Origin of the sequence: Streptomyces sp. NPDC004732, assembly GCF_040609235.1 — a bacterium.
GTDB lineage: Bacteria > Actinomycetota > Actinomycetes > Streptomycetales > Streptomycetaceae > Streptomyces.
Genome location: NZ_JBEXJR010000013.1, coordinates 25,226 through 49,136, shown reverse-complemented (window position 1 = coordinate 49,136; position 23,911 = coordinate 25,226). Strand labels below are relative to the sequence as shown.

General features: G+C 71.7%; 24 protein-coding genes. 9 read left to right on the top strand and 15 right to left on the bottom strand.

The features are described 5' to 3' along the window. Nucleotides 1-21 precede the first annotated feature (21 nt). Complete coding sequence (locus ABZV77_RS33705; RefSeq protein ID WP_356265327.1) at nt 22-360, bottom strand: hypothetical protein; 339 nt, start codon at nt 358-360, stop codon at nt 22-24. A 156-nt stretch (nt 361-516) separates the two neighbouring features. On the opposite strand from ABZV77_RS33705, the gene ABZV77_RS33700 reads away from it, so the two are divergent. Genes ABZV77_RS33700 through ABZV77_RS33690 form a run of 3 tightly spaced genes read left to right on the top strand, consistent with a single transcriptional unit; the run spans nt 517 to nt 2,971 of the window. Next, nucleotides 517-1,074, top strand: a complete 558-nt coding sequence (locus ABZV77_RS33700; protein ID WP_356265324.1) for a hypothetical protein — start codon at nt 517-519, stop codon at nt 1,072-1,074. Then, nucleotides 1,074-2,297, top strand: coding sequence for a histidine kinase (locus tag ABZV77_RS33695; RefSeq protein WP_356265321.1), 1,224 nt, complete (start codon nt 1,074-1,076; stop codon nt 2,295-2,297). Before ABZV77_RS33700 ends, ABZV77_RS33695 begins: the two co-directional genes overlap by 1 nt. Beyond that, nucleotides 2,294-2,971, top strand: a complete 678-nt coding sequence (locus ABZV77_RS33690; protein WP_356265318.1) for a response regulator transcription factor — start codon at nt 2,294-2,296, stop codon at nt 2,969-2,971. The genes ABZV77_RS33695 and ABZV77_RS33690 overlap by 4 nt, the downstream gene beginning before the upstream one ends. A 20-nt stretch (nt 2,972-2,991) precedes the next feature. Here the strand turns inward: ABZV77_RS33690 and ABZV77_RS33685 are convergent, their stop codons facing one another. Then, nucleotides 2,992-3,729 carry an SDR family oxidoreductase gene (locus ABZV77_RS33685; protein ID WP_356265316.1) on the bottom strand — a complete coding sequence of 246 codons (738 nt, stop codon included), beginning with the start codon at nt 3,727-3,729 and terminating at the stop codon, nt 2,992-2,994. Between the two features lie 109 nt (nt 3,730-3,838). On the opposite strand from ABZV77_RS33685, the gene ABZV77_RS33680 reads away from it, so the two are divergent. After that, entirely contained in the window at nt 3,839-4,639 is an 801-nt protein-coding gene (locus tag ABZV77_RS33680; RefSeq protein WP_356265313.1) for a helix-turn-helix transcriptional regulator, read from the top strand. On the opposite strand, the gene ABZV77_RS33675 is transcribed toward ABZV77_RS33680, so the two are convergent. The 8 genes from ABZV77_RS33675 to ABZV77_RS33640 form a co-directional block, all read right to left on the bottom strand. After that, nucleotides 4,609-5,202, bottom strand: a complete 594-nt coding sequence (locus tag ABZV77_RS33675; RefSeq protein ID WP_356265310.1) for a GNAT family N-acetyltransferase — start codon at nt 5,200-5,202, stop codon at nt 4,609-4,611. The genes ABZV77_RS33680 and ABZV77_RS33675 overlap by 31 nt on opposite strands. A 28-nt stretch (nt 5,203-5,230) precedes the next feature. Continuing rightward, nucleotides 5,231-6,283, bottom strand: coding sequence for a helix-turn-helix transcriptional regulator (locus ABZV77_RS33670; protein WP_356265307.1), 1,053 nt, complete (start codon nt 6,281-6,283; stop codon nt 5,231-5,233). A gap of 103 nt (nt 6,284-6,386) precedes the next feature. Then, nucleotides 6,387-6,881 (bottom strand): DUF3291 domain-containing protein, encoded by a 495-nt coding sequence (locus tag ABZV77_RS33665; protein WP_356265305.1) that lies wholly within the window; start codon nt 6,879-6,881, stop codon nt 6,387-6,389. Between the two features lie 32 nt (nt 6,882-6,913). Further along, on the bottom strand, nt 6,914-7,594 hold the full coding sequence (locus ABZV77_RS33660; RefSeq protein WP_356265302.1) for a helix-turn-helix domain-containing protein: 681 nt from the start codon (nt 7,592-7,594) through the stop codon (nt 6,914-6,916). 45 nt (nt 7,595-7,639) lie between these two features. Then, the gene (locus tag ABZV77_RS33655) at nt 7,640-8,488 is read right to left on the bottom strand and encodes an alpha/beta hydrolase (RefSeq protein WP_356265299.1); all 849 of its coding nucleotides are present in this window, start codon (nt 8,486-8,488) and stop codon (nt 7,640-7,642) included. 13 nt (nt 8,489-8,501) lie between these two features. Continuing rightward, on the bottom strand, nt 8,502-9,746 hold the full coding sequence (locus tag ABZV77_RS33650) for a beta-ketoacyl-[acyl-carrier-protein] synthase family protein (RefSeq protein WP_356265298.1): 1,245 nt from the start codon (nt 9,744-9,746) through the stop codon (nt 8,502-8,504). Next, nucleotides 9,743-9,979 (bottom strand): acyl carrier protein, encoded by a 237-nt coding sequence (locus ABZV77_RS33645; protein WP_356265295.1) that lies wholly within the window; start codon nt 9,977-9,979, stop codon nt 9,743-9,745. Before ABZV77_RS33645 ends, ABZV77_RS33650 begins: the two co-directional genes overlap by 4 nt. Before the next feature lie 162 nt (nt 9,980-10,141). Continuing rightward, nucleotides 10,142-10,549, bottom strand: a complete 408-nt coding sequence (locus ABZV77_RS33640) for a rodlin (RefSeq protein WP_356265292.1) — start codon at nt 10,547-10,549, stop codon at nt 10,142-10,144. A 225-nt stretch (nt 10,550-10,774) separates the two neighbouring features. Here ABZV77_RS33640 and ABZV77_RS33635 point away from each other — a divergent pair, with 225 nt between their 5' ends. Continuing rightward, the gene (locus ABZV77_RS33635; protein WP_356265289.1) at nt 10,775-11,884 is read left to right on the top strand and encodes a hypothetical protein; all 1,110 of its coding nucleotides are present in this window, start codon (nt 10,775-10,777) and stop codon (nt 11,882-11,884) included. Nucleotides 11,885-11,904: 20 nt separating this feature from the next. Then, on the top strand, nt 11,905-13,014 hold the full coding sequence (locus ABZV77_RS33630; protein ID WP_356265537.1) for a hypothetical protein: 1,110 nt from the start codon (nt 11,905-11,907) through the stop codon (nt 13,012-13,014). A 51-nt stretch (nt 13,015-13,065) separates the two neighbouring features. Here ABZV77_RS33630 and ABZV77_RS33625 read toward each other — a convergent pair whose 3' ends face one another. Continuing rightward, nucleotides 13,066-15,891 carry a hypothetical protein gene (locus tag ABZV77_RS33625; RefSeq protein ID WP_356265286.1) on the bottom strand — a complete coding sequence of 942 codons (2,826 nt, stop codon included), beginning with the start codon at nt 15,889-15,891 and terminating at the stop codon, nt 13,066-13,068. Between the two features lie 237 nt (nt 15,892-16,128). Between ABZV77_RS33625 and ABZV77_RS33620 the strand changes: the two genes are divergently transcribed. Then, nucleotides 16,129-17,466 carry a serine hydrolase domain-containing protein gene (locus ABZV77_RS33620; protein ID WP_356265284.1) on the top strand — a complete coding sequence of 446 codons (1,338 nt, stop codon included), beginning with the start codon at nt 16,129-16,131 and terminating at the stop codon, nt 17,464-17,466. A gap of 99 nt (nt 17,467-17,565) precedes the next feature. Here ABZV77_RS33620 and ABZV77_RS33615 read toward each other — a convergent pair whose 3' ends face one another. After that, nucleotides 17,566-18,405 (bottom strand): NAD(P)H-binding protein, encoded by an 840-nt coding sequence (locus ABZV77_RS33615; RefSeq protein ID WP_356265281.1) that lies wholly within the window; start codon nt 18,403-18,405, stop codon nt 17,566-17,568. Nucleotides 18,406-18,497: 92 nt separating this feature from the next. Here ABZV77_RS33615 and ABZV77_RS33610 point away from each other — a divergent pair, with 92 nt between their 5' ends. Continuing rightward, complete coding sequence (locus ABZV77_RS33610; protein WP_356265279.1) at nt 18,498-18,899, top strand: helix-turn-helix domain-containing protein; 402 nt, start codon at nt 18,498-18,500, stop codon at nt 18,897-18,899. A gap of 31 nt (nt 18,900-18,930) precedes the next feature. Here the strand turns inward: ABZV77_RS33610 and ABZV77_RS33605 are convergent, their stop codons facing one another. From ABZV77_RS33605 to ABZV77_RS33595, 3 genes are all read right to left on the bottom strand, one after another. Then, nucleotides 18,931-19,677 carry a hypothetical protein gene (locus ABZV77_RS33605; protein ID WP_356265276.1) on the bottom strand — a complete coding sequence of 249 codons (747 nt, stop codon included), beginning with the start codon at nt 19,675-19,677 and terminating at the stop codon, nt 18,931-18,933. A gap of 127 nt (nt 19,678-19,804) precedes the next feature. Then, complete coding sequence (locus tag ABZV77_RS33600; RefSeq protein ID WP_356265273.1) at nt 19,805-20,473, bottom strand: response regulator transcription factor; 669 nt, start codon at nt 20,471-20,473, stop codon at nt 19,805-19,807. 299 nt (nt 20,474-20,772) lie between these two features. After that, nucleotides 20,773-21,927, bottom strand: coding sequence for a hypothetical protein (locus ABZV77_RS33595; protein WP_356265271.1), 1,155 nt, complete (start codon nt 21,925-21,927; stop codon nt 20,773-20,775). 277 nt (nt 21,928-22,204) lie between these two features. Here ABZV77_RS33595 and ABZV77_RS33590 point away from each other — a divergent pair, with 277 nt between their 5' ends. After that, nucleotides 22,205-23,875 carry a helix-turn-helix domain-containing protein gene (locus ABZV77_RS33590; RefSeq protein WP_356265269.1) on the top strand — a complete coding sequence of 557 codons (1,671 nt, stop codon included), beginning with the start codon at nt 22,205-22,207 and terminating at the stop codon, nt 23,873-23,875. Nucleotides 23,876-23,911: the final 36 nt, after the last annotated feature.

The following is a 23,911-nucleotide window of genomic DNA, read 5'->3' as shown; positions in this document are numbered from 1 at the left end:
CTTTTCGTGCGGTGGGCGGGACTACCAATTGTCCGGCCGCACCTCGTAGGTGAGCGTGTAGTGGGCACCGTCGCCGCGGAACTCGGCGACCTGCTCACCGCGGCCCGAGACGGCGGGGCTGATGTGGAAGTCACCCAGGTGGTCGTTCGGGTCGAGGGTGTCCTCCTCCCACACGGAGACGACATCGGCCGCGCTGTTGGACAGCGTGAACGGCCCGTTGTTGACGTTGATGACGTCGCCCTTGTTGATGTCTCCGCGGCCCCAGACGCGCCCGCCGCGGAAGTCCACCCACGTCTCGTCCTCGCTGCCGTCCTCGGTCTCGATGCACCGCAGTTGGTAGAACTTGACCTGGTATCCCATCTCTGTCTCCCGGGTCCTTCTCCTCGTCGGACGGGTTTCCGACACCCACGAGAATGCGCGCATCAGGGCTACCGTCGCGTCCACTCTGGAGTGGATTACTGGTGTACGACCCAGGGTGTACGTTTCTGCGCCGAGACGAGCAAGTTTCATGGACCCATGAGCGACTCGAACGACCCCATGGATGAGTCGACCGCGCTGGTCACGGCCGCGGACGTCACCCTCGAACCGATCGGCGCGCGGGCGCTCCTCGTGGACCGGGACGTGCTCCTCGTCCCCGATCCGCCGCCCCTCCTCGTCGAGCCGCCGGGGGCGCTGTTCGCCGTGATCGCGCCGGTGCCCGAGGGAAGCGGGCCGGTGGAGCGGATCGGCGTGGCCGACGTGGAACACCTGGAGAACGGCGAGGGCGAGTCGTCGTCGGACGTGCTGGCCAGCGTCGTGCGACTGACCGGGCGCTCGCGCTATACGGTGCGCGCCGAGCCCGCCACACAGCAACGGCTGGCCGAGGCGCTGCTCGCCGAGGACGGCGATCTGTGGGCGGCGATGCGCGAGCTCGGCTACGACTCCCCGGAGCCTGCCCGGCCCAGGAAGGCAGGCCTGACCGGCATGAGCGAGGACCGGTCCGACGCGCTCGCGGCCGGTCCCTGCCGGGTCATCCGCACCTGTCTGCCCCACCCGCCGCGCCCCGACGAGCCACACCCACCGACCGGACCGTGATGACCGGCCCCGGAGCCGTCCTCGGCAGGCTGTACCGGGCGGCCCCCGCCGTCCAGGACTCGGTGCTGGCAGCCGCCCTGCTGCTGCCCGACCTGTTCCTCTTCTCCGACTTCGCGCTCCCCCACGTCGGGCCGGGCGGCCGACTGGTCACGGTCGGGTACGCGGTCCTCGGCTATGCGGCGCTCGCGATGCGGCGGCGCGCACCTCGCGCGGTGTTCGGCTATGTGTGGGCGCACGCGCTCTGCGGTGAACTCCTCACCGCCGCCGGGGCGTTCGACTACAGCCCGACCCTGGCCCTGCTCGCTGCGCTCTATACCGTCGCCGCCCTCCAGGGCGCCCGGCCCGCCGTGCTCGCGCTGGCCTCCGTGGCGGTGCCGGTGGCGCTGTCGGTGCGGGCGGCGCTCGCCGACGTGCCCGACGCGGAGCGGCTCACCTCCCTGCTCGGGGTGGCCTGCTTCTACGGGCTGCTCAACCTGGAGGTGTGGGCCGTCGGCCGGTGGGTGCACGCGGGGCGGGCGGCGGCCGCCCGGGACCGGCTCGCGGTGGCCCGCGCCGAGGAGGCCGTCCTGACCGAGCGGGCGCGTACCGCACGGGAGTTGCACGACATCGTCGCCAATGCGGTGACCGTCATGGTGTTGCAGGCCGGGGGCGCCCGCCATGTGCTGCGGACGGACCCGGACCGGGTCGAGAAGGCGCTCGACCAGATCGAGTCGAGCGGCAAGACCGCGGTCGCCGAGCTCCGCCACATGCTGCTCGTGCTGCGCACCGACGGTGAACGGCTCGCCGCCCAGGGGCCGAGCTTCGGGCTCGCCGACCTCGGCCCGCTCCTGAACGGGGTGCGCCAGGCAGGCCTGCACGCCGAGGTGCGGGTGACGGGCGCCCCCGCCGCGCTCACCAGGAGCGTCGACCTGACCGCGTACCGGGTCGTGCAGGAGGCCCTGACCAACGCGGCCAAGCACGCGGGCCCGGGAGCAGCCACGGTCGTACGGCTCGACTGGCACGGGGCGGGCGGCCGCCTGGAGATCGCGGTCCACGACGACGGGCGGGGCACTCCGGCGGCCGCCCGCTCCGAACTGTCCACCGGGCACGGACTGCTGGGGCTGCGCGAACGGGTGGCCGTGTGCGGCGGCACGTTCGACGCCGGTCCGAACGGGGACGGCGGCTTCCATGTCGCCGCCACCCTGCCGACGGAGGAGCATGACCGGCAGGAGGTCGCGTCATGATCCGGGTACTGATCGCGGACGATCAGGCGATGGTGCGGTCCGCGCTCGCCATGCTGCTCACCGGCGAGGACGGCATCGAGGTGGTGGGCGAGGCGGCCGACGGCGCCGAGGCCGTGGCCCTCGCCGCCGGGCTGCGTCCCACCGTCGTCGTCATGGACGTACGGATGCCCGGCACGGACGGAGTCGAGGCGACCCGGCAGATCACCGCCGACGCCTTCCCCGGCGAGACGCGGGTGCTCGTGCTGACGACGTACAACGTCAGTGAGGCCGTCTACCAGGCGTTGCGTGCCGGGGCCTCCGGCTTCCTGCTCAAGGACGCGGCCCCCGGTGAGCTGGTGAGCGCGGTCCAGGCGCTCGCCGACGGGGACGGCTGGCTGGATCCCGCGGTGATCGCCGACATGCTGGCCGAGTTCGCTGCCCGGCCGGAGAGGATCAGGCCTGCTCCCGCGGAGCTGGCAGCGCTGACCTGCCGGGAGCGCGAGGTTCTGGTCCTGGTCGCGCACGGGCTCTCCAACTCCGAGATCGCCGCTCACCTCTTCATCGGGGAGGCGACGGTCAAGACCCACATCGGGCGGATCCTCCTGAAGCTCGGTATGCGGGACAGGGCCCAGGCGGTCGCCGCGGCCTACCAGAGCGGGCTGGTCGCGCCGGGCTCGTCGCCGCCGCTGCCCTGACCCGCGGACGGCGGGCGCGGTCAGCTCTGCGCGGTCGGGCGGACGACGATCTCGTTGACGTCCACGTCGGCGGGCTGCTCGACGGCGAACGCGATGGCCCGCGCGATCGAGACGGGCGGGATGGCGAACTCGTCGCGCATCCGCGAGATGTCCGCACGGACCCTGTCGTTGGTCGACGCGTCGGCGAAGTCGGTGGCCGTCACCCCCGGCGAGACGGTGGTCACCCGCAGCGTGGGTCCGGCCTCCTGCCGCAGCCCCTCGCAGATGGTCCGTATCGCGACCTTCGTCCCCGCGTACACGGCCATCGCCGGGACGATGCGGTACCCCGCGGTGGACGCGGTCACGACGAACTGGCCGCTGCCCTGGGCGCGGAAGACCGGGAGTGCCGCGCCGATGCCGTGCAGCAGGCCCTTGATGTTGACGTCGACCATGTGGTCCCACTCGTCGGTGCGCAGGTCGTCAAGGGGCGAGATGGTGCCCACTCCCGCATTGCTCACCAGCACGTCGAGGCGGCCGAAGCGCTCCTCCGCGAGTGCGACCAGGGCACGCAGATCATCGCTGCGCGTCACATCCGTGCGCAGGTGGACGGCTTCGCCTCCCGCCCGCACGATTCTTTCGGCCAGTGCCTCGAGCCGTTCGGTGCGGCGCGCGCCGAGGACGAGCCGCGCGCCCCGTTCCGCGAGCAGCAGTGCGGTGGCCTCGCCGATGCCGCTGCTCGCTCCGGTGATGGCCACGACCTTGCCGCTGATGCCTGTCATGCGCTGTGCTCCTCCGTCGTGCTGTTCCTGTATCCCTTTCACCGACAGTCTGGAGTGGGCTTAATCTGGTATCCAGAGCCGACTTATTCTGGAATCAAAGGTGGTAGTCATGGCAGGGACGCAGGACCGGCGCGCCGAGCTGGGTGCGTTCCTGCGCAGCCGCAGGGAGCGGATCACGCCCCGTGAGGTGGGCCTGCCGTCGACGCGGCGGCGCCGCACGCCGGGCCTGCGGCGGGAGGAGCTGGCCCTGCTCGCCGGGATGAGCGCCACTTGGTACACGTACCTCGAACAGGGCCGGGACATCCGGGTCTCCGACCAGGTCCTCGATGCGCTTGCCGACACCCTGCGCCTCGCCCCGCACGAACACGACCACCTGCTCCGACTCGCCGGGCGCGCCCCCAAGGCCGGGACACCGGAGCCGGAATCCCTCACGGCCGAGATCGCGGCCGTCCCGCTGCTCCTCCAGCCGCACCCTGCGTACGTCATCGACGGCACCTACGACGTGCTCAGCCACAACCAGGCCGCCGAGGACCTGTTCCCGCACCTGAGCACCGCCGCGGACCGGCCGCCCAACTTCGTGCGCTGGGTCTTCCTGGAACCCATGGCCAAGGAGGTCCTGGTCGACTGGGAACCCGAGGCACAGGGCCTGCTCGCCCGGGTCCGCACACTGGCCGGTGCCCATCCCGGTGATCCCCGGTATGCGCGGCTCGTGGCGGATCTCCACGACGGCAGCCCCGAAGTGCGGTCGTGGTGGCCACGGTTCGACGTCGAGCAGCGCAGGGGCGGGCACAAACGGCTGAGGCCGCCGGGGCGCGGCGTGACCACGTACGCCTACACCGCCTTCCACGTGGCCGGGCACCCGGAGCAGACGCTGGTGATCTACGCGGAGTCGGAGGGGCCGTCGACGTGAGGCGACCGCCGTCGACTGGCGGACGGCGCGGCCGGAGACCACTTGCCCATCCACTGTGCGGCGCCCCACGCCTCGTACCGTCGCACCTCGGTGAACCCCAGCTTCGCCGCGAGGCGCATCGAGCGGGCGTTGGCGGTCTGGGTGCAGAGGACGAGCGGCTCGCCGGGAAGCTCGTCGGCGAACCAGCCGAGTGCCGCCGCGCACGCCTCCGCGGCGTACCCGTGTCCCCATGCCTCCGGCAGGAACAGATAGCCGAGTTCGGCTTCCCCGGCGTCCGGACGGATCCTGCTCCGGTGCTCCGCGTCGCGTCGCTTGAGCTCGATGGTGCCGATCATCGAGCCGTCGAGCTCGATCACGAAGAGGCCGGGGCGCCTCCCGGGCGTCTCGGGCACGGTGCGCTCGCACTCTTCACGTGGTTGGGGGCCGCCCAGGTAAGTGTGCACCTCCGGTGAGGTGAACAGCTCGATGAATGCGGCGCGGTCGCGGCCCTCGGACTCCCGGAGCACCAGCCGCTGCGTTTTTATGGGTGTGGGCGGCCAAGTGACGGCAATCGGTTCGTACATGGCGGACAAGCTACCGCTCCCGTCGACTTCACAGGCAGGCGACGAGCTCCTCCCTGCTGGTCACGCCGGTCTTGCGGTAGACCGCCTTGAAGTGGTCGTTCACCGTGTGCGGTGACAGGTCGAGTCGGCGGGCGATCTGTTTGTTGGCCTGCCCCTGCAGCGCTCCCTCGACGACCATCCGCTCCCTGGCGGTGATGCCGTACCAGTGGGTGAGCGCGGGCAGCAGTTCGGCGGCCGGGGCGGGCTGCAGCGTGACCACGACGTCGCCTGTCATCGCGCCGTCGAGCGGGTGTGCCTGCAGCGAGAACCATCCCAGCGGGGTGGGGGCGCGGGTGATCGCAGGCGTTCCGGTGCGGCGGACGGTGTAGGTGATGTGCCAGATGAAGCTGAACAGCTCCTGATCGGCGGCGGGGTAGACGCCGGGCAGGATCCCGCGCAGCGCGTCGCGTCCTGCCGACGTCGCCCCGGCGATCTCGTCGTTCTTGCCGATGACGACGATGGCCGGTGGCAGGTGGAGCTGTCGGGGGCGCATCGGCTTGTCCGCCACGTACCGCGTCACGGCCGCGGCGAGCGGCTGCGCCAGCTCGGCGGCGCGGACGGTCTCCGCAGGGGAGAACGGCCTGGAGCCCCGCTCGCGCAGCAGCACCAACGCGCCCCGGGCGACGCCTCGTCGGGACAGGGCGATGCACAGCTCGCTGCCGTAGTCGTCGGCGGCCATGAGGTCGTGGAGGCGCAGCGTCTCGGGGCCCGGGTCCTGCGCGCCCGCGCCGAGCACGACGGCCGGGCAGGGGCCGTACAGGAGGTCGGCGACGGGTCTGCGGGTCCTGCCGAGGGCGTTCGCCCGGTCCATCCGGCGGCGCGCCGCGCTGCTGTAGCTGTTCTCACAGGCCAGGAAGCACCGCGCGCCCGTGACGGGGTCGAACCCGGAGAGCAGGTATCCGTCGTGCGGCAGGACCCGGCCGAGCTGCTGCGAGAGCACGCTGCCCAGCTCCGCCACGGTCCCCGCGCGCGCCGCCGCTTCCGGCAGGGCGCGGCTCACCGGGACCGGCGCGCTCGTCCCCGTACTCGTCCCCATGACCATCGGTCGAGCATGGCAGCCGCTCCCCCGCAACTGCCGGGTTTTTCGCACACCTTGACATTACGTCCGGTATGGACATGTCTTGCGTCACCCGGAGAGGCGGGCACTAGAGGGTCGGGACGGCCTGGAGGTGTTCGGCGGCCTCGGCCGCGGTGTAGGAGGAGGCGAAGGTGAACGCGCGCGGGGAGGGTCCGTTCGCCCGCAGGTCCGCCAGCCGCTCCAGTGCCTCGTCCACCGTCGGGATGTGCCCGGCGGGAACCCACCACAGCACCAAGTGCGCCTCGACGTGGCGCTCGAACCACTCGCGCCGCCGCCGCATCACTTCCAGGTGTCCGCTGCGGTAGGTGAACTCCCAAAGGGCCTCGGGGGTTTCCCAGACCGACATGGTGATGATGACGTCCTCGCCCGCGGGGCGCAGCGCGGTGGCATCGGGCTCCCCTTCCTCCACGAGCCGCCACACGAAGCCGGGCGCGCCGTCGGCGGCGGCGTTGACCGGGTTGAGCAGTTCGACGAACGGTGCGATGCGCGGGTCGGTCAACGGGTGGCTGAGCTTGGCGAGGTTGAGCTCGGCGAGATGCGCGACGGGCACGGGTGAGGTCATGGCCTCATCCCAGCACGGGCCGCTTTTCTATGTCAATCATCATTATTTTTAGAAGACTCCAGAACGACGCAGCACTCCCCCGGTCTGGCGTCCATCCGGGCGCGGACCGGCCCGTCCGCTCCGAGCAGCCCCTCGAGCAGCGCGAGGTTCATACCGCAGACGAGCGGCGGGAAACGCTCGGCGACGGCGTGGAAGGGGCAGTTGCGCATGCGGACGACGCGGTCCGCCGACCCGCCGGTCTCCTCGGCGCCTTCGATGTGCGGTTCGTAGCCGCGCGCGGCCAGCATCTCCGCCGCCTCGTCGAGGTCGTCGCAGGGTGCCGTCGCACCGCGCAGGGCCTCACCACGGCGGCGCGCGGCCGCACAGAGCCCGGCATCCAGACCGGCCTCCTCGGCAGCCTCGGCGAGCAGTTCGGCGGCGGTGCGGTAGTCGCGGGCGGGCAGCGACACCGACCGCTCGGTCCGTGAGCGCGTGTACACCTTGGCGGGGCGGCCCGCCCCCGGCCCCGAACGGCCCGTCAGGCGGCGGCTGCCGCTCTCCAGCAGCCCGGCGGCGACCAGCTTGTCCAGGTGGTGCGCCGCGAGCGTGCGGGTCACTCCGGCCGCCTCGGCGGCCTCGTTGCGGCCGACCTCACGGGCTTGCCCGGCCACGTACTCGTACAGACGACGCCGCACCGGATCCTGCAGTACCGCGATCGCGTCAATGTCCTCCACCTGGCCATTCTAGGAACAGCACCGGCGGGAGACGTTCCGCGGCCGCTACCGGACGCCGGCGGCGGCCTCGTCCACCAGGAAGGAGCCGACGAGGGAGGTGACCGCCTCGGGGCGCTGCAGCGGCAGCATGTGGTCGCAGTCGGGAAACGTCACGAACCGGCTGCCCTCGATCGTCGCGGCGAAGGCCTGCAGTCGCTCGCGGGGGTGGAGGTGGTCGTGCTCACCGCTGAAGACCAGCGTGGGCACGCCCGACAGGCCGCCCTTCAGGGGGCGGCTGCGACTGGTCAGGGCGGTGGCAAGCAGGTCCACCTTGCGCGGCACGCGGGCCGCATTGCGCATGAAGCGCCGCAGGTAGCCGCGGGTCAGCTCCCTGCGGTGGACGTGGTGGCTCTCGTCGAGGCACAACAGGCCGTCGGCCATCAGATCGGCGAAGCCGTCCGCGTCGCCGCTCCTCGCCCGGTCGACGGCGCTCCGCAGCTGGGTGACGAGCTCTTCCGTGACGTCCCCGGGGACGCCCCCGATGAGCAGGCGCTCGACGCGCTCGGGGCGGCGCTGCGCGTACTGCAGCGTGACGGCCGCGCCCAGGGAGTAGCCGTAGAGACTGATGCGGTCGGCGCCGAGGTCCTCGATGATGCCCTCGAGCCCGGTGCAGAGGGTGTCGAGGCCGTCCTGGCCGACGCCTTGGAACGCGGCGGGTTCCAGCCCGGGCAGGTCCACGGTGACCAGGCTCGCCCTCGGCAGGACGACCCCTTCCAGGTAGGCCCAGTCGTACATGCCCTCGAGCACCCCGCCCAGCACGAGGACCGGCGCCGCGGTCGGGTCCGGGTGCTGAAGTACCCGGTAGGTGTACGACACTCCGTGCACGGCCACCGTGCGGATGTGTTCCTGGATCATGCTTCTTCCCGGTTCAGTCGCGAGCGAGGACGAGTACGGCGTTGTGCCCGCCGAAGCCGAGCGACGTGCTCACCGCACAGTCGAGGCGGGCCGTTCTGGCGGTCCCGGCCACCACCTCGACGGGTACGCCCGGGTCCTGCGTCCGAAGGTTCACCGTGGCGGGCACCAACTGCTCCTCCAGGGCGAGGACGGTGAAGGCCGCCTCGATGCCACCGGCGGCGCCCAGCGTGTGCCCGGTCATGGACTTGGTGGAGGTCACCAACGGCCCTTCGCCCAGCACTCGGTGCAGTACGGCGGCTTCCACCAAGTCGTTCATGACGGTGGACGTGCCGTGTGCGTTGACGTGTCCGACGTCGCGCGGGGAGACACCGGCGTCGGTGAGCGCGGCGCGCAGCGCCAGCTCGATGCCCGCTTCGCTCGTGGCGACGGGCGAGGAGGCCTCGCTGGAGGTGGCCGCCCCGTACCCGCGCACGGCGGCACGGGACTTGGCGCCGCGGGCCCGCGCGTGTTCCGCACGTTCGAGCACCAGCACCCCGGCCCCCTCCCCCACGACGAACCCGTCCCTGTCGACGTCGAACGGGCGGCAGGCCGCGGCGGGGTCCGTGGTCCGGGTGGAGAGCGCTTTTGCGTTGCACGTGCCGGCGAAGACCGACCGGGAGCACATGGACTCCGCGCCGCCGGTGACGGCGATGTCGCAGGCCCCGGCGCGCAGCAGGTGGAGGGCGGTGCCGATCGCGTCCGTGCCGGAGGAGCAGGCGGTGGCCACCGCGAGGCTGGGTCCGCGGGTGCCGAGGTCCCTGGCGACGCTGCCCGCGGCTCCGTTGACGACGCTGAGCGGTGCCATGCGCGGGGACACCCTGCGTGCGCCGCGCTCGGTCAGTACGGCCTGCTGCTCGTCGTAGAAAGTGAGGCCGCCGTGGGCCGAGCCGACGACCACCGCGACCCGCGTGCTGTCCCAGACGTCGGGGGCGAGTCCCGCGTCCGCCACGGCCTCCCGGGCGGCGACGACGGCAAGTTGGGCGAAGCGGTCCATGAGCCGGTGGCTGGCCACACCGAGGACGGCGTCGATGTCGAGGTCGTCGATGGTGTACATGAAGTCGCAGGGCAGATCCTGCAACGAGTCCGGCCGTCGCACTCCGCGGGGGGCGGTGGCACTGGTGACCCGGCTCCAGGTGTCCTTCACGCCGACGCCCGCGGCGGTCACCAGGCCGAGCCCCGTCACGACGACCGCGGCGGGTTCCCGAGTCGCAGCCGTCATGCCGCCGCTGCCTTCTGGCGTACGACGGACATCAGGGCGGCGACCGTGTCGCGCGACGTCAGCGTCATGTCGGCCAGGTCGATGGCGCACTCGTCCTCGATCTGCAGGAGGAGTTCCTCCAGTGCGAGGGAGTCGATGGACAGCTGGTACAGGGGGGCGTCGGGGGACACGTCGTCGAGACGGACCCCGAAGTTCTTTTTCAAGAGAACCGTGACGCGATCAGTGGCTTCCACTTCGGTACCGCTCCTTGCCTTGCGATGGTCCACTGGGGAACGCGCCACTGCTTGGGAGGTCACGGGTCACGGGCGGCGGGGGGTGCTTTTCCCGGCTCCGATGCGACGCCCCGCACACACCTCGGGCCGGGCGGGGTGCCCGGCCCGAGGAGCGCTCCGGGATCAGTGGTTGTGCACGCCGTTGCCCGAAAGCGCCGGGATGTCCTCCAGGATGTGCGACAGCGGCTCGTCGCCCTTGGCCTGCGTCGAGTTCTCGGCGCACTGCTGGTTCTGCGGCGCCGAGAGGACCGGGATGTCCTGGACGGCGACCGGCACGAGGATGCCGACGAGGGCGCCCACGTTCGCCTTCACGGGGACTCCGGCGCAGAGCTTGTTCACCGAGCCGTCGACCAGGCGCGCCTGCGGGCTGAGGTCCCCCTGGGTGGCGCTGTTGCCGAACGCCTGCTCGGCGCCGTTGCCGCTGAGCGAGGTGGTGCCGGCGTCGTCGCCGATGGCGGCCGCGCTACCGGCGCCGCCCGCCAGTGCGGCGGCGGCGAGGCTCAGGGCGAGGGGGAGATTACGGGTACGCATGTCACTCCAGTACGGAACGTGAGTTGCCGGAAAAGGCCAGTACATTCGGGAATGCCCCGGGTCCTGCGCCATTCACTCGTTGGCGGAGTGTCGGCGTGGCGGAGCTGACGACGGCGGCAGGCGAACACGGGAGGTCCTGACGAGGACCCTGACGGCCGAATGCCGTCTACCCACGGGCGTGTTCATGCCAATATGCTGTGCGACCTTCGCGCCCTGGGGGGTTCCGTGAAAGGTCTCCGTACGGTCGTCATCGGTGCCGTGATCGCGTGTGCCGCGGTCGTGGCACCGACTGCGGTCGTCCCACCGGCCGTGGCTGTCCCGGCGACTGCGGCCGTGCGGTCCGACGCGGCCGTGGAGGCGAGTTGGTCGGCGCTGCCGGTGCCTGCGGCCGCCCCGCCCGCGAACGTGTCCGACCTCGCCGCGCGCGGACCGGGCGAGGCCTGGGCCACCGGGACCGAACAGGCCGCCGACGGGCCAAGGCCGTTGCTGCACCGATGGGACGGCAAGGCGTGGAGCCGGGACACGACGTTCCCCGGTACCGATGCGCCGGGCAGGCTCGGCAGGGTGCAGTTCGTCGGCAAGGAGACGTGGATCTTCCGGACCCGCGACGGGGCGGGGGAAATCCTGCGCCGGTCGGCAGGTGGGTGGAGCACCGTCCCGCTCCCCCAGACCCTGTGGACGTACCAGGACTTCACCGCGGTACCGGGTGCCGCATGGGTCGTCGGTGAGGACAGCACCGGGCTGAAGGTGCTGCGCTACGACGGCGCCACCTGGACCACGCAGCCCACCCCGGACGGCGTGCTCTTCCTGATGGGGATCACCGCACGTACCGCCGACGACGCCTGGGCCTGGGCGGACACCACCAACGGCACCACCGTTCTGCACTGGGACGGCACCGCGTGGCGGGACGCGAAGGTGCCGCTGCCTTCGAACAGCAACGTGCACACGATCCTCCTCGAACCGCACGGCCGGATGACCATCGGCGGCAGCCAGTACACCGACGGCGTGGGCCGCACCTACCTGATGGCGTGGAACGGGCACGCCTGGCGCACCACGTACCCGCCGCTGGGCGACACCCACACCGCCGCGATGGTGCGCGGCCCGGACCGCGCGCTGTGGCTGCCGGTGCGCAGCGACCGCGCGTTCCAGTCGAAGTACGCACGGGTGGACGGCCGTCGCGTCACCTTCTCCTACGGCCCGGAGCGCACGAACGCCATCGACGTGAAACCACGTGCGCTGGCGAGCACCGGGGCCGGACTGCTGTCCTTCGGGACCGTCGAGATCTACGGCTCCAAACCGAACCTGATGAGCGAGCGGTGGGGAGACCGACCATGACACGCCGACTCCGACTTCCTGTGCCGCGCCGCCTTCTCGTCGCGGCCCTCGCCCTCGCCATGACCGTCGTGGCTGTCATGTCATCGGCCGCGGCGGAACCCCGGTCCTGGGTGCACGTTCCGGTCCCTGCGCAGGTGCGCCCGCAGGCCGCGCTGAGCGAGGCCGTGGCGTTCGGGCCCGACCGGGCGTGGGCGGTGGGTGCCGACGCGGTGGGGCGCGAGGCGCCGGGGTTCCCGCTGGTGCTGCGCTGGAACGGCACCGCGTGGCAGCGCCAGAGCCTGCCCGGGGTCGGCTGGCAGGGGGAACTGCTCTCCATCGCCGCGACCTCGGCGAAGGCGGCCTGGGCGGTCGGGCGCGACTCGGCGGGCGGCGCGCGCCTGCTCCGCTTCGACGGCACCGCCTGGCACGAGAGCCGGGCGCCGCGCGGTGTCGTGCTGACCAAAGCCGTCGCGGGCGGCGGCGAGACGTGGCTGATCGGTTCGCGGGACGGGGCGCAGGTGTTGCTGCGGCGGGACGGCGGGGGCTGGCGGGATCTGCCGGTGCCACCGGGTGCCGTGTGGGGCCTGCACGTCCTGGCGGCCGACGACGTCTGGGCCGCGGGGTCGGGCGCCTCGGGTGCGGCCGTGTCGCACTGGAACGGTCAGACGTGGCAGCAGACGATCGTGGACGGGTTCCCGCGGGCGGGTGTGGGCTCGGTGCTCGCGACCTCGCCGACGGAGGTGTGGGCGGGTGGCACGGCCGGGTTCGTGGGCGGCCCGCCGGGCAAGCCGATTCCGCCGCTCCTGATGCGGTGGGACGGGGAGACGTGGAGCCGGGTGGCCGTGCCCACCGACTTCGGCGCGATCACCTCGCTGGCACCCGCCGCGTCCGGCAAGCTGGGCTGGGTCGGGGTGGCCCGCTCGCAGAAGTGGGGCCCGCCGGGCACCTATCCTCCGCTCGTCCCCGGGCCGGATTTCCTCGCCTGGGACGGTCAGTCGTTCACCGGGTACGACGAACCGGCGGTGGCCGGGGAGGGTGACTCCTCGTTCCTGCAACTGGCGCCGGTGCCGGGCACGGAGACGGTGTGGGCGGTCGGCCGGGCCGCCGGGCCCGAGAGCACGTTCGCGCCGCGCATCCTGCGGTTCGGCTGAGGGGAGTCCGGTCCGGGGAGTGGCAGGGGTCGTCGACGTACACGCTCCTCGTCACCGCGTCGGGGCCCCCGGCAGGTGCGGTAGCTGTCGGGCGTGCATCGTGCAGGGGCTCTGCCGGGGGATGCGGCGGCTGTCGGCGGTGGCCAGGGGCAGTGACCAGGCCACGCGGATGCTGTCGATGAGCGGTCGCGCGCTGTAGGCCGATATGCCGAGTTCCTGGCGCGCCTGGGCGAGGCGCTCCGGTTCGCCGCCTTCGCCTCGTGCGGCGGCGTCCGTGGCCCGCTGGGAGAAGTGCCGGACGGTGAAGATGTCGAGCAGCGTCAAGGAGAAGTACGCGTAGGCGGAGGCCTCGTCGATGAGCTGGAGGGCCTCGGGTGTCAGCTGTCCGGCGAGGGCGGGCTGAAGGTGGTCGTCGGCGCCGCCGAAGGCGAACTCTTCGAGGGTGGTCTGCAGTTTGGCCTGGGTGCAGGGGCAGGGCCGGGGGTCGCTCAGGTAGGTGACGAGCGTGCCGAACCGGCTGAGGATCGTACGGGTCTCCGGCGTCCACTGGTGTTTGCTCAACAGGGTCCTGAACCCGGCGAGGGTCTCGGAGAGTTCCTCGAGGACCAGGTGGCGGGAGATGTCGGTGAGTTCGTGGCTCTGCGACTTCTCCTGCATTTCGCTGATCTGGATGCCGTAGCGCATGAGGTCGCGCAGGATGCCGCCGGACAGGGCGTGGGCGAGCCGCACGTAGGGCTCGGTGAGCCGGTCGGTGCGTACGGCGAGGATGGTCCTCGATTCTTCGAGGGTGCTCGGCTGGACGTGGACGATGTCGTCCAGGGAACTGTCGGTGACGCCCCGGTGGGGCAGGCCCCGGCGGACGAACGTGGCACCGACGTCCTCGGCCACCGAGATGAGGTAGTAGACGTACGGGACGCCGAGGACGGCCTTGATCTCGCTGAGGAAGGCCAGGGCCTCGGTGTCGGAGCCCAGTCGGTCGACCTCGTCGATGGCGATGACCACGGTCCTGCTCACCTCGCCTCCCCGCCCGGTGTTCCGCAGATGGAGCGCCCAGGCGATCTGGGTCAGCAGCTCACGGAAGTTGTCGACGAGTTCGGGGTAGGTGGGCGGGACGGTGGTGACGGATGTGGAGTGGGAGCCGCCGAGTGTCAGGACCTGGGCCGGGCCGGTGGCGTTGAGGGTGTTTCCGGACATCTGGATGGTCTGCAGCCGGTAGAGGTGGTTGCGGCATCGGGTCACCAGCTCCGGTTCCTCCAGCCGCGGCTCCCACCGCCCCACGCCGACCAGCGCCAGGCCCACCATGAAGACGGCCATGCGCAGGGGGTTGTCCTCGTCGGCGAGCAGCGGGCGGATCTCGGGGCTGTCGACCACGTACAGCACGAGGCCGAGGGCACCGGCCGCGGCCAGCGGCTGGAACAGCCGTCGCAGGCTGATGTGCCACCGTCCCAGGTCGAACTCGAAGCCGGAGTCACGACAGGCGACGCAGCACCTCCACACCAGAGTCAGCAGGCCCGCCGTGGCCAACGTCTGTGGCCCGATGTCCAGGTCCAGGTTCCGCACCCGTTCGTCCAGGACGATGCTGAGCGCGGCCAGGCTTTGCAGGAGGTGGCCCAGGAACCGGCCGGTCCGCCGCCAGCCCTCCTTGATCAGCCGGGGCAGCCAGGCGGCGTGCCTCGACTGCCACCAGACGAGGCCCGCGAGGGTGACGCACAGGCTCGCGACCACGGCGTGCCCCTGCCAGATGTCGACGGCGGCGTCGCGGAGCCCGTCACCCTGTTCGCGACCGGTGTCTCCGATGGAGTCGGCGTACTCCGTGTACAGGGAGCGGGCGGGAGCGGACAGGCCGAGCACCACCAGGGCGGCTGCCGGGAGGGCGAACACGCTCCAGCGGCCCAGCCTCCGCATCCGCGACCGGACGCGGCGCAGCAGCCGCCGGGTGGGCGAGAGGCGGGTGAACTCGGGGACGTCGTACCCCTCGTTGCTCAGATAGGTCTCGCACAGCCGCACGGACAGGGAGAGCAGGAAGTCATGGGGAGCGTAGGTGGCCGGGGCCTGGGCCAGCAGGCCCAGCTCGGCGTCCTCGACGCACCCTTCGAGCAGGGTCGTCTTGCCGGAGCCCCGTGGCCCGCACACCGCGATGGTGCCGTACTCGACCTGGTCGAGCTTGCGCTCCAGCTGGAGCATCGCCCTGCTGTCCACGACGTGTGCGGGAGACCGAGGTGTACGCAGCCCCGACGACCGGTCCGGGAGGAACACGGAGTCGGGTTCGTCGCCCACCAGACGGCGCACGACATGCGGGACCGCAGGCAGAATGCCTTCCTTCATGAGCACCCTGCCCCAGCGGATGGCTCGCACCCCGACCTCGAAGCGCTGCACCGCCCAACTGATGGCCAACGCGGCCTCTTTCAGGGAGTGCAACAGGTGGCCGCTGACTGACGCACCGCACCAGTGCAGCACGGACAACAGAGCCACCACGGTCACCACCGACGCGCCCAGCCACAGCAGATTGCCGAAGAGAAGCACGGCGAGCGCGCCGAGGGCCAGCAGCGAACAGGCCACCCGCCAGTTCCAGGCCGCCTCGCTCTCCGCGTCCCGACGCCGTTCCTCGATCTCCTCCAGGGCCTGCCCTGCCTCCTCGAACGTCTGCAGCTCGACATCCGGGCACCGGCTGATGGTGAAGTCCTTGAAGAGCGGGGCGAGCAGCTCCTCCCGGAGGTCGACCTTCGTCACGCCGCTGTGCGCTCGCAGGAGTTGCTCCGTGCTCGGGTCGTTCACGGCATCGTCCACGGTCCAGTCGTAGATGATGTCCATGTCCGGCTCGAAGAAGTCCCTGGCCTTCAGCAACTGAAGCCGGTACCAGATCCTGAGCGACAGCATCCGCGCTTCTTACCTCTCTCCCATGTCTCTCCCTGCCTGTTTCCGCACGTGTATCCCCACGTGCAGAACCTGCGGATGGTACCGGCTGCGATCAGTCGGCAGTCGTTGCGGCCCGGAACCTGACAAACGTCATCTCTTCCTGTGCACAAGGTCGTTCGGAGGGTGGAGGGGCGGCCGGTGTGGCGCGCAGAGGATGGAGGCACCTGCGACGCACACCTGATGAGACGGGGTACGCCCATGCGCAACACCCATCCGAACGCCCACACCGCCCGCCGGAGAGCGCGCCTGGCCGCCGTGGCATCGGCGGCCCTGATATCGCTCGCGGCCGGTGCCTTACCCGCCGGGGCCGCGGCCTCCCCGACGGCCTCCGCTCCCGGCTTCGTCACCGTCGCCGACTCCCCCGCGTCCCGCCTCGACCCGAAGGCGCTGCGCGCCGCGCTCGATGCCTTCCACGAGGCGGGGATGTACGGGGCCTATTCGTCGGTCAGGGACGGCTCGCAGCGGTGGCGGGGAGCGTCGGGCGTGGCCGACGTCGACACCGGGCGGCCGGTGCGCCCCGACTTCGAGCACCGGATCGGCAGCATCACCAAGACCTTCACCTCGGTGGCCGTCCTCCAGCAGGTGGCCAAGGGCCGGATCGATCTGGACGCCCCGGTCGGCGACTACGTTCCGGAGCTGGTGCCGGGCGAGCGGGGCCGCAAGGTGACGGTGCGGATGCTGCTCAATCACACCAGCGGCATAGCGGACTACATACTTCCCGCTTTTCCCGGGCTGCTGACCAACCCTCAAAAGGCTCTGGACGACGGCCGGTTCCGCAAGCTGCCGCCCGAGGAACTGGTCCGCCTGGGTCTGGCGGCCGAGCCGTCGGCGCCGCGCGGCACACACGCGTACGCGAACACCAACTACATCATCGCCGGGCTGCTGTTGAAGAAGGTCACGGGCCAGGAACCGGAGTCGTACATCACGGAAAACGTCATCCGCAAGGCAGGACTGCGCCACACCTACTTCCCGCGCTCCGCCCGCATCCCGGGGCCGCACACCAAGATGTACGAGTCGCTCTACGGCGCCATCGAACCGGCACGCGACTACAGCGTCTACGACATGTCCTGGGCCGGGACGGCCGGTGCGATGGTCTCCACGATGGACGACCTCAACGACTTCTACCGTCGGCTCCTGGGCGGGAAGCTGCTCGGCGCGGCGGAGCTGCGGGAGATGAAGACGACGGTGCCCGCGCACGAGCCGGAGCCGGGGCAGGAGGTCGCGCTGCGGTACGGGCTCGGCCTGTTCACCCTCAAGATGCCCGGTGGCGGCTGGTACTGGGGTCATGACGGCGGCGTGTTCGGGGCGGGGACCTGGGCGCTGTCCACGGAGGACGGGCGCCGCCAGGCCGCGATCGGCTACAACCTGATGAAGTACGAGCGGTTCGACGAGGAGGGCAGGCCGCTGCCGGACCCGATCGGCGAAGCGCTGGTCAGGTACATGGACGGAGCGGTGAGCGGCGCCCCGGCGAAGCGGGTCCCCGGCGCGTTGCCGGTGCCCGATCGCCTGTTCGCCCCCGAGCAACTGCGGCGCTAGGGCGGGCATCCGACCCTCCCCGTGCCCGTTGCAGGGCAACTGGCGCACGGGGAGCGGGGGTTCATCGGCCGCGGCGGCGATACTGCCGGGCCTGCAACCTCAGCGGAATGCGGCGATGTTGCGCTCGACCCAGCCGCTGAAGGGGATCGGGGCGCGGCCGAGGACCCGTTCCACGTCCGGGCTGATCCGCAGTTCGGCAGGGTTCGGGGCGGCGATGATGTCCAGGGTGTCGTCGGCGAGCTCCGGCGGCACGGCCCGGATCATCCCGGCCTTGGCCTCGTCGCGGGTGAGTTCGTGGAACCGCACCGACGAGCCGAGCGCGGCGGCGATGGCCGCCACCTGCTGACGCGGCGTGATCACCTCCGGCCCGGTGAGCTCGTAGACCCCTCCGTCGTGCCGGGCATCCAGCAGGCAGGCCGCCGCGACCTCGGCGATGTCCGCCGGGTCGACGACCGGCACTCCGACGTCGCCGAAGGGTGCGGCGGCCGCCCCCCGGGTACGGATGGACTCCACCCAGGCGAAGGCGTTGGAGGCGAAGCCGCCCGGCCGCAGGACCGCCCAGTCGAGGCCGGACTCCCTCAGCGCGTCTTCCACCCCGCGCATCGCGACCCGCGTCGGGCCGAGCGGCCTGGTCACCACGCCCTGCGAGGACAGCAGTACGACCCGGCGCACCCCGCAGGACGCCGCCAGGTCGATGATGTCGGTCGGCCTGGCGTCCGGGGCGTGCAGGTCGCCGGAGAGCAGGACGAACAGCGCCTTCGCGCCGTCCAACGCGAGGGCGAGGCCCGCCGGATCGGCCAGGTCGGCCGACACGTGCCGCACCCCGTCCGGCACGGCGGCCGCGTGCCGCGACACCGCCGTCACCTGCTCGCCCGCGTCGGCCAAGGCCTGCGTCAGGGGTCGGCCCACGTTTCCGGTAGCCCCGGTCACCACGATCATGTTCTGCTCCTAGTCCGTTGTGCACTACGGAAAATGACGCTAGGAGCCGGGCTTACTTTTCGTAAGAACATACCCGGAGGTAAGCTCCGGACATGAAGGAAGGCGCGCAGCTTACGCAGGCCGAGCCGGACCGTCCGTATGAGGTGTTTCACACCGACTGCCCCGCGCGCGGCGTGGTCGACCACGTCACCAGCAGGTGGGGGGTGTGGGTCCTGATCTCCCTGCGGAGCAACGACCTTCGGTTCTACGAGCTGCGCGACAGCATTCAGGGCATCAGCGAGAAGATGCTCGCCCAGACATTGCGCGCGCTGGTCCAGGACGGCCTGGTCTGGCGGGAGGTCGAGCCGACGACGCCGCCCCAAGTCACTTACGGACTGACCGAGTTCGGCAAGGACATCGGTGAGCCGCTGACGGACTTGTTCGACCGGATCACGGAGCGGCTGCCGCATCAGGCGCCGGAACGCAAGAACGGGGCCCCGAAGACCAAGTCTTAGGGCCCCGCCTCCGCACCGCCTATGGCCGTGCCTACGCCAGCTTCGCGCTCTGCGCGTCCACGATGCCCTTGCCGATTTTTGCGTTGCCGGGGCGTGCCTGGGTGAAGGCCATGCCGTCCACCGCGTAGTAGACCGCGATGGTGTCGCCGTGGCGGGCCGTCTGGGCGCGCATGGTGTGGGTGACGCCCTCGTACTTCATGGTGACCCGGAAGGCGAGCGACTCGTCGGCACCACTCGGCTTGGGGGCGGTCTCTGCGGTGATCGAGGAGTACCCACCCTTGTTGCCGTTCGCCTCGGCCGCGAAGCCCGTGCCACAGGAGCGGATCGCCTTGGAGAGGTCGGCCATCGTGGTCTTCGCCTCGCCGCTCGCGTACGTGGCGAGCGTGACGTACGTGTAGTCGCCGGGCCCCTTCGATCCCGTGGCCAAGCGGATCAGGTCGGCCTTCGGGGTGCCGAGGGGGAGCTGGTTCGTCGCGTACGCGAGCGGAGCGCAGACGGATTTGTCGAGCTTGACCTGGTCCTGGGACGTGGCGAACGCGTACTTCTTCTCGGGCTTCTTGACCGTGAAGCCCTTCACGTCGTTCGCGGTGAGGGCGGCACGGCGCAGTTCGGCGGCCGGGTCCGCGGTCTTCTCCGGGGACTTCGCCGATTCCTCCGACTTTCCTGCGGAGGAGTCGGCGGACGAGGAATCCGAGTCGGAGTCTCCGCAGGCGCTGAGGACCATGAGGGAGGCCAGGGCGAGAGCGGGCGCGGCCAGGGCGGTTCGGGTCCGCTTCATGAGGGCTGGGGCTCCTGTCGTTGGACGTGCGTCGGCGTGCTTCGGCGTGCGTCCGCGGCACTCTACTGTGCGGTTGACTCAGGAGTCACAGGCGGTGTCCCCGCGCCCTCGGCCGGGCCGGGGCCCGTCAGCCCATGGGCACCGACCGGCGTCGGACGAGCCCCCACTGGTAGGCGATGGAGACGAGCTCCACCCGGTTGCGGGCGCCCAGTTTGGCCAGGATGCGGCAGGCCCGGGTCTTGGCGGTGGTGCAGGAGAGGAACAGCTTCTCGGCGATCTCCTGGTTGGAGAGGCCGGTGCCGATGAGCACGAGCATTTCCCGCTCGCGCGGCGTGAGGCCGTCCAGCGGGATGCCCGGGGCCCGGTCCCGCAGGACGCATTCGTCGATGACTCGCTGCACGATGCGGGGAGACAGGTGCGCCTGGCCCTCGGAGACCACGCGGATCGCGCGCAGCAGTTCGTCGGGCTCGGCGTCCTGGAAGAGGAATCCGCAGGCGTGCGCCGCGAGCGCGTCGAACACCTGCGAGTCCGCGGCAGGTTCGGCCATCGCGAGGACGCGTACGCCGGAAAGCTGTGGGCGGGCCGTGATGCGCCGGGTCGCCTCGATGCCGCTCATGCCGGGCAGTTGTGGGTTCATCAGGACGACGTCCGGGCGGAGCCGCTCGGCGAGCTCCACGGCCCGGGCTCCGTCGCCGGCCTCCCCGACCACCTCTATGTCCGGCTGCGCGGCGAGCAGCGTGGCGCAGCAGGTGCGCAGCAAGGCGTCGGTGTCCACGAGGAGCACGGAGATGCTCATGGCGTCTACTCCCTAGGCGAGCGGCGAGGGATGGGCAGCGAGAGACGGGTGGGGTGGGTGTGGCCACCGCAGCGTGGCCTCTCGGAGGTCCGATCCGCCGGGGGAACGGTGGTGAGGGCGGGTGCTGTCTCGCTCTACTGACGAACCAGGGCGGGGAGATGTGAGGCGATCTCCGCCGCCTTCGGCGACTTTGGCTCGAAGTAGGCCAACTTCCGCACGGCAGCGGGAGTGGGGGCGGGAGCGAAAAGAGACAGGGGTGTCCTCAGGACCCGGCGGCGGGAGCTGCCCTCAGGGCGCCGTCAGGGGGTGCGCACCGTCGGCTGCGGTCCGGTCGCCGGAACCCTCGGGAACTCCTGGGTGTGGAACTGCTCCAGGCGGCGCTGCGCGAGCAGCAGCGTGCCGCGTTGGCGGCCGGGCACCTGGCGGCGCAGGGAGACCAGGGCGGGACCCAGCGCGCGGACGGCCTCGGCGTCCCGTATCCGGTCCCAGAGGTGGTGGGCCCGGTCTGCCGCCGCCTCCACCTCGGGGGAATCGGGCGCCTGGCCCCCCGAGATCCGGGCCGAGGCCACCGCGAGCCAGGTCTCGCAGCTGCGTGCCGGGTCGCCCGCGAACCTCGCCAGGTCCGCCCGTACTTCCATCCAGTGGATGGCTTCCTTGGAGCTCGGCCCGTGCATCCGCAGCGCGCTCTGCTCCCAGGACGCCGCCAGGGAGGCCGCCTCGCCGTGCCGCCCCGCCTCGACGGCGGCGGTGATCGCGGCGTGCGGGTCCATGTGGGCGTCGTCGGGCTGCGGCTGGTGCGGGCCGGGTGCGGCGGGGGACGGTGCGCTGGGGTCGCGGGCGGGCAGCAGGTCCGGGGCGTCGTCGCCGAGGCCCTGGGCGACGGCCTGCTCGTGGAGTTGGAGCGGCGGCGGGCGGTATCCGCTGCGCAGGATCGTCGCGACGGCCTTCATGTACGCGGGGATCGCGGGCGTGCGACGCCGGGCGGGCGGGGCGATGCGGCCGTAGAGCGCGACGCCGGGGCCCGCGTCGAGGGGCTGCGCGGTGAGGGCCTGCCAGCTCTCCTGGTCGGTGTGCAGGTCGGCGATCACCGTGGTGCTGCCCGCCGGACGCAGCCGCAGTTCCTGCGTGAACCAGTGCCACGGAAACCCGGTGTAGCGCACCGTCGCCGTGGTGGTCCGGGCGAGCGCGACGTGCAACTGCCGCTGGCGCCGGTCGAGGTGGACCTGCCCGATGAGGTAGATCGTCAGGGGCCCGGGGGCCATCGCCGCGGCCCTCAGCCGGGTGAGCACCGTCTGCGGGTCCAACGGGTCCGCCAGTTCCACGATGCTCGCGGTCGGCGTCCCTGCGAGCGTCTCCGTGGGCACCGCCGCGAGGACGGGAAGCACGGAAGCCGCGTCCACCAGGCGTCCCTTGCCCACCGGGGCGGCCGCGATGAGCAGCACGGTTCCAGGCACGGGTCCCTCCCTCTCGATCATCACGTCAGCACCGTATCCGCATCTCACGCTCGACGCGCCCATCGGGATTCTCCTGCTGTGCGGTGACCGTACCGGTCGGCGCCCCGGGGCGGGTGCGGTTCAGGGTGCGGCTCCCGATGACTGCCCGCGCGGACACCGCCGGGGCCGCGAATCGGCAGGAGTTCGTTCAGCAGTACGGAATGAGCCGCGTAATCTCGTCCGTACGTACGGATGCGCGGGAGCGCAGCGGTCCTAACCTGCGGAGATGATCAGGCACATGTCGTCGCACCCCGCCCGTGGTCTGAGCCGGGTGCTCGACGACCTCGGGCCCTCGCTCCTGGACCTGCTCCTCGGCGACCCCACGGCCGCGACGGAGCTCGGCGGCGTCGGCATCCACGATCCGCACGACGAACAGCACTATCCGGAGCGCGCCATCGTGCTCGGGGTCGGTGTGCACGGGGCGGCGGAGATCGCCCGGCTGATGCGCGGGCTCACCGGTGTGGGCGCGGCGGCGCTCGTCGTGCGCGGGCCCGTCGACACGGCGGCCCTCGAAGCCGTGGCGGACGAGACCGGGATCGCGCTGCTTGCGCTGACCCGCGGGGCGTCCTGGGCCCAGCTGGCGGCGATGCTGCGGACCCTGCTCTCGGAGGGCGACGTGGGCGGGCCCGGGGAACAGACCCTGGGCGGAGTGCCCTCCGGAGACCTTTTCGCGCTGGCGAACGCGATCGCGACCCTCCTTGACGCGCCGATCACCATCGAGGACCGCAGCTCCCGCATCCTGGCCTTCTCCGGACGCCAGGACGAGGCGGACCCGGCGCGCGTGGCGAGCATCCTGGCCCGACGGGTGCCCGAGCGGTATCTGCGCATCCACGAGGAGCACGGCGTCTTCAAGGAGCTCTACCGCAGCGAGCAGCCCGTGCACATCCCGCCGCCCGCCCTGGGCGACGAGGTCGCGCTGCCGCGGGTGGCGATCGCCGTGCGGGCCGGTGACGAGATCCTCGGATCGGTGTGGGCGGCGCTGCGCGAACCGCTCACCAAGGAGCGCGAGGAGGCGTTCAAGGAGGCGGCCAAGCTGGTCGCCCTGCACATGCTCCGCTTCCGGGCGGGTGCCGACGCCGAGAACCGGTTGCGCGCCGATCTGGTGGCGACCGCGCTGGAGGGCGGTCCAGGGGCGGTCGGGGCGCTGGGGCGGCTGGGCCTCGCCGACGAACCCATCCTCGTCCTGGCCATGGGGCTCGAAACCTCGGCGGACGGCGACCACGCCCAGGTCACCGCCGAGCGGCAGCGGCTCGCCGGGGCGCTGGCCGTGCACCTGACGGCGGTGCAGCCGCGGTCGGCGGTGGCGCTGCTCGGCGATGTGGCCTACGCGCTGTTCCCCGTCCCCGACGACTCGGCGTCCGCGCGCGAGCGGGCCGTGCAGGTGGCGGCGGACTTCCTGCAGCGCACCGGGGACCGCGGCGGCGCACTCGTCGGCATCGGCTCGGTGGCACCCGAACCCGCCGCTCTCGCCCGGTCCCGGTCGAACGCGGACCGCGCGCTGCGCGTACTGTCCTGCCGACCCGGCGACGGCACGCGGCGCGTCGCCGCCATCGCGGACGTCCACATCGACGCGCTGCTGCTTGAGATGCGGGACCTGGCGGTCGCCAACCGCGATGAACTGTCGGGCCCCCTCGCCCGGTTGACGGCCTACGACCGTCGGCACAACGCCCACCTCGTCGAGACGCTGCGGGCGTGGCTGGACGCGTTCGGCGACGTGATCGGCGCGTCGGCGAGCGTGTTCGTCCATCCCAACACCTTCCGCTACCGGATCCGCCGCGTCGCCGAAGTGGGGCAGATCGACCTCCAGGATCCGTCCGAGCGGTTCGCCGCGATGCTGCAGTTGCGTCTGATGGGGCTGTACGACGGGGGCGGCAAGTCCGAACGCTCCTCGACGCCGTTCTCTCGCTGACGCACGCTTGACGGCGCCGCCCGCCCACCGACCGAA

What these genes read in the sequence shown, in the direction of transcription:
- ABZV77_RS33705 (WP_356265327.1), bottom strand. Translation starts at nt 360, where the DNA reads ATGGGATACCAGGTCAAGTTCTACCAACTGCGGTGCATCGAGACCGAG.
- ABZV77_RS33700 (WP_356265324.1), top strand. Translation starts at nt 517, where the DNA reads ATGAGCGACTCGAACGACCCCATGGATGAGTCGACCGCGCTGGTCACG.
- ABZV77_RS33695 (WP_356265321.1), top strand. Translation starts at nt 1,074, where the DNA reads ATGACCGGCCCCGGAGCCGTCCTCGGCAGGCTGTACCGGGCGGCCCCC.
- ABZV77_RS33690 (WP_356265318.1), top strand. Translation starts at nt 2,294, where the DNA reads ATGATCCGGGTACTGATCGCGGACGATCAGGCGATGGTGCGGTCCGCG.
- ABZV77_RS33685 (WP_356265316.1), bottom strand. Translation starts at nt 3,729, where the DNA reads ATGACAGGCATCAGCGGCAAGGTCGTGGCCATCACCGGAGCGAGCAGC.
- ABZV77_RS33680 (WP_356265313.1), top strand. Translation starts at nt 3,839, where the DNA reads ATGGCAGGGACGCAGGACCGGCGCGCCGAGCTGGGTGCGTTCCTGCGC.
- ABZV77_RS33675 (WP_356265310.1), bottom strand. Translation starts at nt 5,202, where the DNA reads ATGTACGAACCGATTGCCGTCACTTGGCCGCCCACACCCATAAAAACG.
- ABZV77_RS33670 (WP_356265307.1), bottom strand. Translation starts at nt 6,283, where the DNA reads ATGGTCATGGGGACGAGTACGGGGACGAGCGCGCCGGTCCCGGTGAGC.
- ABZV77_RS33665 (WP_356265305.1), bottom strand. Translation starts at nt 6,881, where the DNA reads ATGACCTCACCCGTGCCCGTCGCGCATCTCGCCGAGCTCAACCTCGCC.
- ABZV77_RS33655 (WP_356265299.1), bottom strand. Translation starts at nt 8,488, where the DNA reads ATGATCCAGGAACACATCCGCACGGTGGCCGTGCACGGAGTGTCGTAC.
- ABZV77_RS33650 (WP_356265298.1), bottom strand. Translation starts at nt 9,746, where the DNA reads ATGACGGCTGCGACTCGGGAACCCGCCGCGGTCGTCGTGACGGGGCTC.
- ABZV77_RS33640 (WP_356265292.1), bottom strand. Translation starts at nt 10,549, where the DNA reads ATGCGTACCCGTAATCTCCCCCTCGCCCTGAGCCTCGCCGCCGCCGCA.
- ABZV77_RS33625 (WP_356265286.1), bottom strand. Translation starts at nt 15,891, where the DNA reads ATGCTGTCGCTCAGGATCTGGTACCGGCTTCAGTTGCTGAAGGCCAGG.
- ABZV77_RS33620 (WP_356265284.1), top strand. Translation starts at nt 16,129, where the DNA reads ATGCGCAACACCCATCCGAACGCCCACACCGCCCGCCGGAGAGCGCGC.
- ABZV77_RS33615 (WP_356265281.1), bottom strand. Translation starts at nt 18,405, where the DNA reads ATGATCGTGGTGACCGGGGCTACCGGAAACGTGGGCCGACCCCTGACG.
- ABZV77_RS33610 (WP_356265279.1), top strand. Translation starts at nt 18,498, where the DNA reads ATGAAGGAAGGCGCGCAGCTTACGCAGGCCGAGCCGGACCGTCCGTAT.
- ABZV77_RS33605 (WP_356265276.1), bottom strand. Translation starts at nt 19,677, where the DNA reads ATGAAGCGGACCCGAACCGCCCTGGCCGCGCCCGCTCTCGCCCTGGCC.
- ABZV77_RS33600 (WP_356265273.1), bottom strand. Translation starts at nt 20,473, where the DNA reads ATGAGCATCTCCGTGCTCCTCGTGGACACCGACGCCTTGCTGCGCACC.
- ABZV77_RS33590 (WP_356265269.1), top strand. Translation starts at nt 22,205, where the DNA reads ATGTCGTCGCACCCCGCCCGTGGTCTGAGCCGGGTGCTCGACGACCTC.